18 protein-coding genes are annotated in these 13,493 nt (G+C 56.1%); all 18 read right to left on the bottom strand.

Annotation, left to right across the window (positions count from 1 at the left end; all coding sequences use genetic code 11):
* Positions 1–15: 15 nt before the first annotated feature.
* Complete coding sequence (gene rplE, locus NQF86_RS05975) at positions 16–582, bottom strand: 50S ribosomal protein L5 (protein ID WP_266116712.1); 567 nt, start codon at positions 580–582, stop codon at positions 16–18.
* Between the two features lie 10 nt (positions 583–592).
* Positions 593–913 (bottom strand): 50S ribosomal protein L24, encoded by a 321-nt coding sequence (rplX, locus tag NQF86_RS05970; RefSeq protein ID WP_266116711.1) that lies wholly within the window; start codon positions 911–913, stop codon positions 593–595.
* A complete protein-coding gene (gene rplN, locus NQF86_RS05965) occupies positions 913–1,281 on the bottom strand; it encodes a 50S ribosomal protein L14 (RefSeq protein ID WP_043557844.1) in 369 nt (122 codons plus the stop codon). Before rplN ends, rplX begins: the two co-directional genes overlap by 1 nt.
* A gap of 12 nt (positions 1,282–1,293) precedes the next feature.
* Positions 1,294–1,569 (bottom strand): 30S ribosomal protein S17, encoded by a 276-nt coding sequence (gene rpsQ, locus NQF86_RS05960; protein ID WP_266116710.1) that lies wholly within the window; start codon positions 1,567–1,569, stop codon positions 1,294–1,296.
* A gap of 13 nt (positions 1,570–1,582) precedes the next feature.
* Positions 1,583–1,819, bottom strand: coding sequence for a 50S ribosomal protein L29 (gene rpmC / locus NQF86_RS05955; RefSeq protein ID WP_043557842.1), 237 nt, complete (start codon positions 1,817–1,819; stop codon positions 1,583–1,585).
* 2 nt (positions 1,820–1,821) lie between these two features.
* Complete coding sequence (rplP, locus tag NQF86_RS05950; RefSeq protein ID WP_043557840.1) at positions 1,822–2,238, bottom strand: 50S ribosomal protein L16; 417 nt, start codon at positions 2,236–2,238, stop codon at positions 1,822–1,824.
* 58 nt (positions 2,239–2,296) lie between these two features.
* Positions 2,297–2,974, bottom strand: coding sequence for a 30S ribosomal protein S3 (gene rpsC / locus NQF86_RS05945; RefSeq protein WP_266116708.1), 678 nt, complete (start codon positions 2,972–2,974; stop codon positions 2,297–2,299).
* A 3-nt stretch (positions 2,975–2,977) separates the two neighbouring features.
* Positions 2,978–3,403 (bottom strand): 50S ribosomal protein L22, encoded by a 426-nt coding sequence (rplV, locus tag NQF86_RS05940; RefSeq protein WP_266116707.1) that lies wholly within the window; start codon positions 3,401–3,403, stop codon positions 2,978–2,980.
* A 2-nt stretch (positions 3,404–3,405) separates the two neighbouring features.
* Positions 3,406–3,684 (bottom strand): 30S ribosomal protein S19, encoded by a 279-nt coding sequence (gene rpsS, locus NQF86_RS05935; protein ID WP_043557836.1) that lies wholly within the window; start codon positions 3,682–3,684, stop codon positions 3,406–3,408.
* Between the two features lie 16 nt (positions 3,685–3,700).
* Positions 3,701–4,531 (bottom strand): 50S ribosomal protein L2, encoded by an 831-nt coding sequence (gene rplB, locus NQF86_RS05930; protein ID WP_266116706.1) that lies wholly within the window; start codon positions 4,529–4,531, stop codon positions 3,701–3,703.
* An 18-nt stretch (positions 4,532–4,549) separates the two neighbouring features.
* The gene (locus tag NQF86_RS05925) at positions 4,550–4,846 is read right to left on the bottom strand and encodes a 50S ribosomal protein L23 (protein WP_182041221.1); all 297 of its coding nucleotides are present in this window, start codon (positions 4,844–4,846) and stop codon (positions 4,550–4,552) included.
* A 41-nt stretch (positions 4,847–4,887) separates the two neighbouring features.
* Positions 4,888–5,502, bottom strand: coding sequence for a 50S ribosomal protein L4 (gene rplD, locus NQF86_RS05920; RefSeq protein WP_266116705.1), 615 nt, complete (start codon positions 5,500–5,502; stop codon positions 4,888–4,890).
* A gap of 5 nt (positions 5,503–5,507) precedes the next feature.
* The gene (gene rplC, locus NQF86_RS05915) at positions 5,508–6,191 is read right to left on the bottom strand and encodes a 50S ribosomal protein L3 (RefSeq protein WP_266116704.1); all 684 of its coding nucleotides are present in this window, start codon (positions 6,189–6,191) and stop codon (positions 5,508–5,510) included.
* 10 nt (positions 6,192–6,201) lie between these two features.
* Entirely contained in the window at positions 6,202–6,510 is a 309-nt protein-coding gene (gene rpsJ, locus NQF86_RS05910; protein WP_018980179.1) for a 30S ribosomal protein S10, read from the bottom strand.
* Between the two features lie 113 nt (positions 6,511–6,623).
* On the bottom strand, positions 6,624–7,814 hold the full coding sequence (gene tuf / locus NQF86_RS05905; protein ID WP_266116703.1) for an elongation factor Tu: 1,191 nt from the start codon (positions 7,812–7,814) through the stop codon (positions 6,624–6,626).
* Positions 7,815–7,922: 108 nt separating this feature from the next.
* The gene (gene rpsG / locus NQF86_RS05900) at positions 7,923–8,399 is read right to left on the bottom strand and encodes a 30S ribosomal protein S7 (RefSeq protein ID WP_043557827.1); all 477 of its coding nucleotides are present in this window, start codon (positions 8,397–8,399) and stop codon (positions 7,923–7,925) included.
* A gap of 12 nt (positions 8,400–8,411) precedes the next feature.
* Entirely contained in the window at positions 8,412–8,783 is a 372-nt protein-coding gene (rpsL, locus tag NQF86_RS05895; protein ID WP_023979007.1) for a 30S ribosomal protein S12, read from the bottom strand.
* Positions 8,784–9,107: 324 nt separating this feature from the next.
* Positions 9,108–13,424: a DNA-directed RNA polymerase subunit beta' gene (gene rpoC / locus NQF86_RS05890; RefSeq protein ID WP_266116702.1), complete on the bottom strand. Its 4,317-nt coding sequence runs from the start codon at positions 13,422–13,424 to the stop codon at positions 9,108–9,110.
* Between the last annotated feature and the right edge of the window lie 69 nt (positions 13,425–13,493).

The following is a 13,493-nucleotide window of genomic DNA, read 5'->3' as shown; positions in this document are numbered from 1 at the left end:
ACGAAAAATTGTCGCTCAGGACACGAACGGCAGGTCAAATGCCTTCAGAAGAGCCTTGGCTTCTTCATCGGTCTTTGCCGTCGTCACAAAGATGATGTCCATACCACGGATGGCATCAACTCTGTCATAATCAATTTCCGGGAACACAATCTGCTCTTTCAGACCCATGGCAAAGTTGCCACGACCGTCAAAGCCCTTGTTCGCCGGAAGGCCGCGGAAGTCACGGATACGCGGCATAGCAATCGTCACCAGACGATCAAGGAACTCGTACATACGAGTCTTGCGCAGCGTTACCTTACAACCGATCGGCAGTCCTTCACGGATACGGAAACCCGCAACAGCCTTACGTGCCACAGTCTTAACAGGCTTCTGACCAGAAATCAGAGCCATTTCTTCAACAGCAGCATCCAGCTTTTTCTGGTCAGCAGCAGCTTCACCGACACCCATGTTCAAGACAATCTTCTCGAGCTTGGGAATCTGCATGTCGCTCTTATACCCGAACTGCTCGCGCAGCTTGGCGCGGAGCTTGTCCTGATATTCCTGCTGCAGACGGGGCAGAACGGCATTCTTGTTATCGCTCATCGTTCGCTCCTCAGCCTTCGATCACTTCGCCGGTCACCTTAGCGACACGGACTTTGCGACCATCTTCCAGAACACGGAAGCCAACACGGGTCGGCTTGCCACTTTTCGGGTCGATCAGCTTCAGATTGGACAGATGAATCGGCATCTCACGCTCAATGATGCCGCCACCCTCGCCCATGCGGTTCGGCTTTGTGTGACGCTTGGCAACAGCCACGCCACGAACAACAGCCTTCTCCACCTTCGGCAGGACAGAGAGGACTTCCCCACGCACACCGCAGGAACGTCCTGTCAGGACCAGAACCTGATCACCTTTTTTGATACGTGCAGCCATTACAGCACCTCCGGAGCCAGGGAGATGATCTTCATGAACTTGCGGGCGCGCAGCTCACGAACAACCGGGCCAAAAATACGCGTACCAATCGGCTCCTGCTGCTTGTTCAGCAGGACGGCAGCATTCCGGTCAAAGCGAATGGCAGAGCCATCAGCACGACGCACCGGATAAGAGGTACGAACGATGACGGCCTGATGGACGTCACCCTTCTTCACCTTACCGCGGGGGATCGCTTCCTTGACGGATACGACAATGATGTCGCCGACCGAGGCGGTCTTCCTCTTGGAGCCACCCAGCACTTTGATGCACTGCACCCGACGTGCGCCGGAGTTATCAGCTACGTCAAGGTTGGTCTCGGGATGAATCATGTGTCTACCCCCTTATGCGCCGACAGAAGTCGAGGTCGCATCAGCAACATCAACTCCGTTGCGGGAAATGACCGTCCATGTCTTACGCTTGGAGAGCGGAGCGCATTCAACGATGCGAACCACATCACCAATCTTGCATGCATTGGCATCATCGTGCGCTGCATACTTCTTGGAACGGCGGATAAACTTCTTGTAGAGCGGGTGCATCACGCGACGATCAACAAGAACGGTTACCGTCTTGTCCATCTTATCGCTTGTCACTCGCCCTGTCAGGACGCGCCTTGGCATCGTCCGTCTCCTCTCAGGACTTAGCGGCGGACGTTTTTGCGCCCGCACGGTTCTTCGACTGGTTCAGCAATGTCTTAATACGAGCGACAGCACGACGCACGATCCTAACACGGCTGGTGTTCTCGGACTGGCCTGTAGCCGCAGAGAAACGCTGGTTAATCTGCTCACGCTTCAGATCCAGCAGGAGAGCCTTAAGCTCATCCTCGCTCTTTGCGCGCAGCTCGGCAACCTTATAGGTCGTCTCAGCCATTCTCAAGCCTCCCCGATACGCTGAATGAACTTGGTCTTGATCGGCAGCTTCGCAGCAGCCAAGCTAAGAGCCAAGCGGGCAACCTCCGGCGGAACCCCTTCGATCTCGAAAAGGATACGGCCCGGCTTTACGCGGGCTGCCCAGTATTCGGGGTTACCTTTACCGGAACCCATACGCACTTCTGCGGGCTTTGTCGAGACCGGAGTATCCGGAAAAATCCGAATCCAGACACGACCAGCACGCTTCATAGCGCGGGTAATGGCGCGACGGGAGGCCTCGATCTGGCGAGCGGTAATACGCTCCGGCTCCAGAGCCTTCAGGCCATACGCACCGAAATTCAGCTGCGTACCGCCCTTGGCCATCCCATGAATACGGCCCTTATGGGCCTTACGAAACTTTGTCCGCTTTGGAGAAAGCATGATTTTCTATCCTCACATCAAGCACCTCGGATAAAAGACGGGGGAAATCCCCCGCCCCTTAACGCTGAGGAGCCTGCTCCGCAGCACGACGGTCCTGAGCCATCGGGTCGTGAGCCAGGATCTCACCCTTGAAGATCCAGACCTTCACGCCGCAGGAACCGTAAGTGGTGTGCGCTGTGGAAGTCCCATAATCAATGTCGGCACGCAGTGTATGCAGCGGTACGCGACCCTCACGATACTGCTCGTCACGAGCGATCTCAGCACCACCAAGACGCCCGCTGCAGGTCACACGAATGCCCTGGGCACCCAGACGCATAGCGGACTGGATGGAGCGCTTCATGGCGCGACGGAAAGCAACACGACGTTCCAGCTGCTGGGCAATGTTGTCTGCCACCAGAGTCGCATCAATTTCCGGCTTGCGGATCTCAACGATGTTCAGAGCAACATCGGTCTTGGCCATGGCACTCAGGGTCTTGCGCAGAGCGTCAATGTCCTGACCCTTCTTACCAATGATCACACCGGGACGTGCTGCATAGATCGTCACGCGCGGCTTCTTGGCCGGACGCTCAATAACCACACGGGAAACACCAGCACCGGAGAGCTTCTTGCGCAGGAAAGAGCGCAGCTTCAGGTCTTCGTGCAGCAGACGGGCATAGTCCCCACCTGCATACCAGCGGCTGTCCCATGTACGATTGACACCGAGCCGAAGCCCGATCGGATTAACCTTATGTCCCATAGATCAGGCTGCCTTCTGCTCTTTGGAGTTCTTGCCGGCCTTCGGGGCTTCTTCAACCTCGGCACGCTCAGCAACAACAATCTTCAGGTGGCTGAAAAACTTCTCAACACGAGCAGAACGGCCACGGCCACGTGCATGGAAGCGTTTCATCACGATAGACTTGCCAACCTCAGCAGTCTTCACCACCAGCTTGTCAACATCAAGCTGATGATTGTTTTCTGCGTTGGCCACGGCACTCTCAAGAGCCTTCTTGACCTGCTGGGCAATACGGCGACGTGAGAACGTCAGCGCAGCAATGGCCTTGCCAGCCGGCTGATTGCGAATCGTAGCAGCAACCAGGTTCAGCTTACGCGGGCTAACACGGATGTTGCGGGCAACAGCCTGTGCTTCTGTATCAGCCAGGGTACGGATATGCTTAGGCTTACTCATGCTCAGCCTCGCTTCGACTTCTTATCGGAACCATGACCGGTATAAGTGCGTGTGGGTGAGAACTCACCGAACTTATGACCAACCATATGCTCCGTAACCTGCACAGGCAGGAACTTCTGACCATTATAGACGCCGAACGTCAGCCCGACGAACTGCGGCAGGATGGTGGAACGACGGGACCAAATCTTGATCACCTCATTCCGGCCCGATGCACGGGCCTTCTCAGCCTTGCCAAACAGATACCCGTCGACGAACGGGCCTTTCCAGACGGAACGTGCCATCTTCTATGCCCCTCTCTTACTTGCCGGTTTTACGACGACGGATAATCAGGCTGTCCGTCTTCTTGTTGGTACGGGTCTTGTAACCCTTGGTCGGCACACCCCACGGTGTGACAGGATGACGACCACCAGAGGTACGTCCCTCACCACCACCATGCGGATGGTCAACCGGGTTCATGACCACACCACGGTTATGCGGACGGCGGCCCATCCAGCGGCGGCGACCAGCCTTACCAAAATGCTGGTTCATGTTGTCCGGGTTTGAAACCGCACCAACAGTTGCCATGCATTCGGCGCGAACGATGCGCAGCTCACCGGACTGCAGCTTGATCTGAGCGTAGCCAGCATCCTTACCCACGAGCTGGGCGTAGTTCCCAGCGGAGCGAGCAAGCTTACCACCAGCACCGGGCTTCAGCTCGATGTTGTGGATGATCGTACCAACCGGCATGGAGGCCAGCGGCATGGCGTTACCCGGACGAACATCGGCATGATGAGCGGCAACCACACGGTCACCAGCCTTCACACGCTGAGGAGCCAGAATATAGGCCAGCTCACCATCTTCATAACGGATCAGCGCGATGAAAGCCGTACGGTTCGGGTCATATTCCAGACGCTCAACCGTGCCGACAACATCGAACTTACGACGCTTGAAATCAACATAACGGTAGGACTGCTTATGCCCGCCACCACGGAAGCGCACAGTCGTACGCCCGTAGTTATTACGGCCACCAGTCTTATTCTTGCCTTCCGTAAGCTGCTTGACGGGCTTGCCCTTCCAGAGCTCGCTCCGGTCAATCAGCACGGTGCCACGAGTGCTTGGTGTCGTGGGATTAAAGTGCTTCAATGCCATGGTATCTTACCCCGCGCGTCAACCAAGCTTCGCTGTGAGGTCAATGGACTGACCTTCAGCAAGCTGGACATACGCCTTCTTGATGTCAGAACGGCGACCTGGACGACCTTTGACGCGCTTTGTCTTGCCTTTCTGGATCAGGGTGCTGACACCAGCAACCTTCACGTTGAAAAGCTTCTCAACAGCGACCTTGATCTGCGGCTTTGTTGCTTCCAGAGCCACCTTGAACACAACCTGATTCTTTTCAGAAAGCAGAGTTGCCTTTTCAGTGATCAGCGGTGCACGCAGCACATCAAACAGAGCTTCCTGAGACAGGCTAGCAGCCGCCTTACGTGCATTCAGAACTGTTTTCGTTGTCATGCCAGACGCTCCTTGAGACCCTCAAGAGCAGCGTGGGTAATCACCAGCACATCATGCTTGAGAATATCGTAAACATTGGCCCCGATTGTGGGCAGGAGATCAATCTTCGGCAGATTGGCAATCGCACGGGCAAACGGCTGGTCAGCCACTTTATCCACGATCAGAGCGGAGGAGCAACCAAGAGCTTTCAGACGAGCTGCAGCTTCACGGGTCTTCTCAACGCCAGCCAGATCCTTAAGGATGATCAGCTTGCCTTCGGAGGCCTTCTGAGACACGGCGGAACGCAGCCCAAGACGACGCACCTTCTTCGGCAGGTCAAAGCCATGATCACGCACAACCGGCCCATGCACCACACCACCAGTACGGAACTGAGGCGCCCTCAGAGAACCCTGACGAGCAGAACCTGTTCCCTTCTGACGATAGGGCTTCTTGGTCGTACCGGAGACGACGCCCCTACCCAGAGTTGCATGCGTACCAGCGCGACGCTTGGCGAGCTGCCAGTTCACAACGCGGGCCATGATGTCCTTGCGGGGGACAATCCCGAAAATCTCTTTCGGCAGTGCGACTTTGCCGGCACTTCCGTTTTCGAGGGTTTTGATATCGTATTCCATATCCCTCACCCGGCGGCCTCAACGGTCGCTGCCGGATATGGCGCGTCCGCATTACGGGCCTTCTTGATTGCATCGCGAACCAGAACAACACTGTTCTTGGCACCTGGGATAGCACCGCGCACCATAATCAGGTTACGCTCCTCATCCACAGCAGCAATTTCGAGGTTTTGTGTTGTCACACGCTTGTCACCAAGGTGACCAGCCATCTTCTTGCCCTTGAAGACCTTGCCAGGATCCTGGCGCTGACCTGTAGAGCCGTGAGAACGGTGACTGATGGACACACCGTGTGTTGCTTCAAGCCCGGCAAAGTTGTGGCGCTTCATAACACCAGCAAAACCTTTACCCTTGCTACGGCCCGTGACGTCCACCTTCTGACCAACCACAAAGTGGGCAGCAGAAAGCTTTGTCCCCGGCTCCAGCACAGCATCTTCTGCCACACGGAACTCGGCCAGCTTCTTCTTGGGCTCAACCTTCACACGGGCAAAATGCCCACGGTTCGCTTTTGTGACGTGCTTGGCCTTTGCAGCCCCCATACCGAGCTGAACAGCCGTATAGCCATCACGCTCCTGTGTACGGGCATCCACAACCTCAACATTGTCAAGGTGCAGCACCGTCACCGGCACATGTGTGCCGTCTTCTTTAAAGAGCCGGGTCATCCCCAGCTTTTTTGCAATCAATCCGGTACGCATCGTCTGGACCTTAGAGTTTAATCTCGACATCTACGCCAGCGGCGAGATCGAGCTTCATGAGGGCGTCCACGGTCTGCGGGGTCGGCTCGACAATGTCGAGCAGCCGGCGGTGAGTTCTCATCTCGAACTGTTCGCGGCTTTTCTTATCCACATGCGGTGAACGATTCACAGTAAACCGGGCAATATGCGTCGGCAGGGGGATAGGACCCCGAACCCGCGCACCCGTACGCTTCGCCGTATTGACGATCTCTTTCGTGCTGTTATCCAGCACGCGATGATCATACGCTTTGAGGCGAATGCGGATGTTCTGGTCGTCCATGTTTCACTTCATCCTTAATAAACCGGATGCCGTCCTACTGCATTTCTCTTAGAAATGGAACCCCGGCCGAAAAAATTTCGACCGGGGCACCAAGTTCCGAAGTCAGCAGGGACTTAGGCGCTGATGGAAGCCACCACGCCGGCACCCACTGTACGGCCACCTTCACGAATAGCGAAGCGGAGACCTTCGTCCATGGCGATCGGAGCAATCAGCTCGACATCCATGGTAGCGTTATCGCCCGGCATCACCATCTCGGTGCCTTCCGGCAGAGTCACCACACCGGTCACGTCCGTTGTACGGAAGTAGAACTGCGGACGATAGTTGGTGAAGAACGGTGTATGACGGCCACCTTCTTCCTTCGTCAGGATGTAGGCTTCAGCCTTGAACTTGCTGTGCGGGGTGATGGTGCCCGGCTTAGCCAGAACCTGACCGCGCTCAACATCTTCACGCTTCGTACCACGCAGCAGAGCACCGATGTTATCACCGGCTTCACCGCGATCCAGCAGCTTACGGAACATTTCAACGCCCGTAACTGTTGTCTTAACGGTAACGCGCAGACCAACGATCTCGACTTCGTCACCAACGTTGACTTCACCACGCTCGACACGGCCGGTCACAACCGTACCACGACCGGAGATGGAGAACACATCTTCGATCGGCATCAGGAACGGACGGTCAACCGGACGCTCCGGCTGCGGGATGTAGCTGTCAACAGCCTTCATCAGCTCCAGGATAGCTTCCTTACCCTGTGCCGGGTTGCCATCTTCCAGAACGGCCAGAGCGGAACCCTTAACGATGGGGATATCGTCGCCAGGGAAGTCGTAGGAGGACAGAAGCTCACGAACTTCCATCTCCACCAGCTCCAGCAGCTCCGGATCGTCAACCTGGTCAACCTTGTTCAGGAAGACCACCAGAGCCGGCACACCGACCTGACGAGCCAGCAGGATGTGCTCACGTGTCTGCGGCATCGGGCCGTCAGCAGCGGACACAACCAGGATAGCGCCGTCCATCTGGGCAGCACCGGTGATCATGTTCTTCACATAGTCAGCGTGGCCAGGGCAGTCCACGTGAGCGTAGTGACGGCTTTCCGTCTCATACTCAACGTGAGCCGTGGAAATCGTAATACCACGAGCGCGCTCCTCAGGAGCCTTATCGATCTGGTCGTAGGCGCTGAAGGTTGCACCACCGGTCTCGGCCAGTGTCTTTGTGATTGCAGCCGTCAGCGTGGTCTTACCATGGTCAACGTGACCAATCGTGCCGATGTTAACATGCGGCTTAGTACGCTCAAATTTAGCCTTTGCCATCGTCTCTCTCCAAAACCCTGACCCGGCGAGGGTCAGAGGTATGACTGAAACTTCATGCTGGCCACTCGGAAAACCGGAATGTGGCCAGAAGCCCTATTACTGGTAATATTACCAGCGATAATGGCTGAATGCCTTGTTGGCTTCAGCCATACGATGCGTGTCTTCCCGTTTCTTGACGGCTGCACCACGGTTGTTCACCGCGTCCATCAACTCATTGGAAAGACGGTCCTGCATGGTGTTCTCACCACGCTTGCGGGACGCCTCAATCAGCCAGCGGATAGCCAGCGCCTGACGGCGTTCTGCACGAACCTCTACCGGAACCTGATAGGTCGCACCACCAACACGGCGGGAACGGACCTCAACAGCCGGCTTTACGTTATCCAGTGCTGAGTGGAACATTGCCACCGGGTCAGCAGAGGACCCACCACGCTTACGCAGCACTTCCAGTGCTCCATAAACGATACGCTCAGCAGTAGATTTCTTACCATCATACATCAGCGCATTCATAAAGCGCGTAATGACGGCATCTCCGAATTTTGGATCGGGAAGGATCTCACGCTTTACAGCGCGATGACGGCGACTCATTCCAAATACCCCTTATTTCGGCCGCTTGGCGCCATACAGCGAACGGCGCTGACGGCGTTTTGCGATACCCTGCGTATCCAGCACACCACGAAGAATGTGGTAACGCACACCGGGAAGATCCTTCACGCGACCACCACGGATCAGAACAACGCTATGTTCCTGAAGGTTATGACCTTCACCCGGAATATAGCTCACCACCTCATACCCGTTGGTCAGACGCACTTTGGCGACCTTACGCAGGGCGGAGTTCGGTTTCTTCGGCGTTACAGTATAAACACGTGTGCAAACACCACGCTTCTGCGGACATCCCTGCAGAGCAGGAACCTTGTTCCGCTTCGCGGCCGGCTCCCGGCCCTTTGCGATCAACTGGTTGATGGTCGGCATGCGCCCTTCCCAATCCTTGTCCATATGCTGGCGAGGAAAATCCTCACCACGACATTCCGTTCTAACCGACACGCGGCTGAACCGCCTGTCTTCGCACGATTGCACAGAAGAAAGGAAAGAATCTTCCCCTCCCCCGAAGCTACTTGCCTCTGGACTTAACCTTTTTTTCTAAGAAACAAAAGTAGTACCAGACGCTATTTTTTATCCTGGGACGATTCCTTCACCTTAACAGGTGGGAACTGTCTAAGGCGCGAACCCTAAGTTGGGTTGGCCTGAGAGTCAAGCCTCTCTGCCGTAGCGGAGAGGCCTGACTGCCAGAATTCCTTACTCTGCAGCGTCTTCTACCTCGGCTGCCCCCTTAGAGAGCTGCGCCGGAGCCTGATCTGCTGCAAGATTACGCAGGCGCCGCATAGCCCCACCCGTACCAGCCGGGATGAGACGACCCACAATCACGTTTTCCTTCAGCCCGCCAAGCGTGTCGATTCTGCCAGATGTGGCAGCATCGGTAAGCACGCGTGTGGTCTCCTGGAAGGAAGCCGCAGAAATGAAGGACTGCGTCTGCAGAGAGGCTTTTGTGATCCCCTGAAGGATCGGCATCCCCTTGGCGGGTTCACGTCCCTGCTCAAGAAGCAGTTTGTTATCCCGCTCGAACTCAAGCCGGTCAACCGTCTCACCAATAAGGTAAGTGGAATCACCCGGCTCCAGAACTTCGACCTTCTGCAGCATCTGACGGACAATCACTTCAATGTGCTTGTCGTTAATCTTCACACCCTGCAGACGATAGACGTCCTGAATCTCGTTAACCAGATAGTCAGACAGCGCCTCCATACCCATGACCTTGAGAATGTCATGCGGCACACGAGGACCATCCACCAGCGGGTCACCCTTCTGAACAAAGTCACCTTCCTGCACGGAAATATGCTTGCCCTTGGGGATCAGATAATCTGTCCGCTCACCCGTCTCATCGTTATGCACGATGACACAACGCTTCGACTTGTAGTCCTTACCGAACTCAATACGGCCATCACCTTCGGCAATGATCGCATGATCCTTCGGACGGCGAGCCTCGAACAGCTCAGCCACACGCGGCAGACCACCGGTAATATCACGGGTCTTGGAGCCTTCACGCGGGATACGTGCCAGTACGTCACCGGCATGAACCACAGCCCCATTTTCCACGGACAGAATACTGTCAGGAGACAGGAAGTAACGGGCCTCATTACCGTTGGAGAGACGAACCACATTACCGTCCGCATCCTTCAGCTGAAGGCGGGGGCGCAGGTCCACACCCTTGGTAGCTTGCTTGTAGTCCACAACAACGCGAGACGTCAGACCAGTCACTTCGTCAACCCGCTCGACCAGCGTAATGCTGTCGATCAGGTCCTGATATTCGACCGTACCGGACTGCTCGGTGATAATCGGCAGGGTGTACGGATCCCACTCTGCCATCTTGTCACCACGCTTGACCTCCTGACCTTCGGACACCATCAGGCGAGCACCGTAAGGCACACGATAACGGGCCTTCTCCGCACCAGTCTCGTCAATGAGCAGAATCTCACAGTTCCGGGACATGACCACAGGAACATTCTGAGAGTTCTGAACCACGTTGCGGTTACGGATGGTCACCTTACCGTCACGGAAGGCTTCGACCATGGACTGCTCAGCACCACGGGTCGCCGCACCACCAATATGGAAGGTACGCATCGTCAGCTGCGTGCCCGGCTCACCAATGGACTGGGCAGCGATCACACCAACGGCCTCACCGATATTGACCGGCGTACCACGGGCCAGATCACGGCCATAGCAGTGGGCACAGATGCCTGCCTTGCTGTCACAGGTCAGAACGGAACGGATTTCAACCGCTTCAATCCCGGCCCCTTCCAGCATCTCGACATCAGCTTCTTCCAGAAGATGATTACGAGCCAGCAGCTTCTCACCCGTCATCGGATGGAACACATCCTGAGACAGTGTCCGCCCCAGAGCACGCTCTGCCAGAGAGGCCACGACCTCACCACTATCCGTCACAGCACGGACAACGAGACCACGCTCGCTACCGCAATCCGTTTCGGTAATGATGCAGTCCTGCGCCACATCGACAAGACGGCGTGTCAGGTAACCAGAGTTGGCGGTCTTCAGAGCCGTATCGGCCAGACCCTTACGGGCACCATGGCTGGACGTGAAGTAATCGAGAACCGACAGACCTTCTTTAAAGTTGGCCACGATCGGCTGTTCGATAATCTCACCAGACGGCTTCACCATCAGGCCACGCATACCGGCAAGCTGCTTCATCTGGGCCGGTGACCCACGAGCCCCGGAGTGGCTCATCATCCAGACAGAGTTTGTTGGCTTACCCGGTACCTGCTTGGAGATCTCCTTAAGCATGGCCGCCTGCACTTCATCCGTACAACGAGACCACGCATCCACCACCTTGTTGTAGCGCTCGCCAGCCGTAATCAGACCTTCCTGATACTGCTGCTCAAACTCCTTGACCTCCTCGGTCGTCTTATTCACCAGAGTGGTCTTCTCGGCTGGAACGATCATGTCGTCCTTACCGAAGGAGATACCAGCCTTAGCAGCATGGCGGAAACCAAGCGCCATGAGACGGTCACAGAAAATGACAGCCTCTTTCTGCCCACAGTGACGATACACGGTATCAATCACGTCAGACACCAGCTTCTTCGTCAGCTGACGGTTGATCAGGCTGAACGGAATGGCCGGATGCTTCGGCAGAATCTGAGCAATCAGAGCACGACCCGGTGTTGTCAGAATCATCTGACGAACTGGCTTGCCTTCCTCATCCTGAGCATCCAGACGCAGACGAATCTTGTCATGCAGCTTCAGAGCACCGGAAAGCAGGGCAGCCTCAATCTCGGCTACGGCAGCATAAGCCGGCGGAGCCGCCTTGATGATCTTGCCATCCTTGATCTCGGCTTCATCCGGCGTGAGGCGATATTCAGGCACCTCAAGGCTCAGATAATACAGGCCAAGCACGATATCCTGAGACGGCACAATGATCGGCTTACCGTTAGCCGGGCTGAGGATGTTGTTGGTGGACATCATCAGCACACGGGCTTCCAGCTGGGCTTCCAGCGAAAGCGGCACGTGCACAGCCATCTGGTCACCATCAAAGTCCGCATTAAAGGCGGTGCAGACCAGCGGATGCAGCTGAATGGCCTTGCCTTCCACGAGGCTCGGCTCGAACGCCTGAATACCCAGACGGTGCAGGGTCGGCGCACGGTTCAGCATCACCGGATGTTCACGGATAACCTCCTCGAGGATATCCCAGACTTCCGGACGCTCTTTCTCGACCATCCGCTTTGCAGCCTTGATGGTCGTGGCGTGACCGTACTTTTCCAGCTTGGAATAGATGAACGGCTTGAACAGCTCCAGCGCCATCTTCTTGGGCAGACCGCACTGATGCAGCTTCAGCTCCGGCCCCACCACGATCACGGAACGGCCGGAATAGTCCACACGCTTACCGAGCAGGTTCTGACGGAAGCGACCCTGCTTACCCTTCAGCATGTCAGACAGGGACTTCAGTGGACGCTTGTTGGCCCCTGTGATGGCACGGCCACGGCGACCATTATCGAACAGCGCATCAACAGCTTCCTGCAACATACGCTTTTCGTTACGGACAATGATGTCCGGCGCACGCAGCTCAATCAGCCGCTTCAGACGATTGTTACGGTTGATGACACGGCGATACAGGTCATTCAGGTCAGACGTAGCAAAACGGCCACCATCCAGCGGAACAAGCGGACGCAGTTCCGGCGGAATCACAGGCACGATATCCATGATCATCCATTCCGGACGGGCGCCGCTCTCCACGAAGGACTCGACCATCTTAAGGCGCTTGACCAGCTTCTTACGAGCCGCTTCGGAAGTCGCCTTGCGCAGTTTCTTGCGCATGATCGTCTTTTCCGAATCGCCTTCCATCACCTCGGCGTCATAGTCGAACGGATCCGGCTCACCACGCTCACGAGCGGCACGGCTCAGCTCGGCTTCCTGCGCGTTCGGCAGACCCCAGTCATAGCTGGACAGAGCACGCTTGATCGCTTCGGCACCAATACCGACATCCAGACCATCATCAGCGAACTCATCCATCAGCTCCTCGCAGCGGATTTCGTCCAGCAGATACTGGTCACGGCGCTTGCCATGCTTGTAGGACTCAACCTGATCAGACTCGCAGACGCCCTTATCAAGAACAAGGAACTTCTCGAAATACAGGACCGGCTCAACATCCTTAAGCGGCAGGTCCAGCATCGTAGCAATGCGGCTCGGCAGGGACTTCAGGAACCAGATGTGAGCAACCGGTGAAGCAAGGTCGATATGGCCCATCCGCTCACGGCGGACCTTGGCCAGTGTCACCTCGACACCGCACTTCTCACAGACGATCCCACGGAACTTCATCCGCTTATACTTACCGCAAAGGCACTCGTAATCCTTGGTCGGGCCAAAGATACGGGCACAGAACAGCCCATCACGCTCCGGCTTGAAGGTACGGTAGTTGATCGTTTCCGGTTTTTTGATCTCGCCATAAGACCATGACCGGATCTGCTCGCTGGAAGCAAGCTGGATACGAATCTGGTCAAATGTGCCTGACTGCCCAGACTGACCGAGAATCTTCATGAGTTCGTTCATTTGCCGAAACCCCACTGTGCCGGGCGGCGTCCCGCCGGCACGTTAAACATGAACAATGAAGAAGAAGCG

It is taken from the genome of Bombella pluederhausensis (genome assembly GCF_026385525.1).
GTDB lineage: Bacteria > Pseudomonadota > Alphaproteobacteria > Acetobacterales > Acetobacteraceae > Bombella > Bombella pluederhausensis.
Note: the sequence above shows the minus strand (reverse complement) of the source record. Positions and strands in the feature narration are given on the sequence as shown.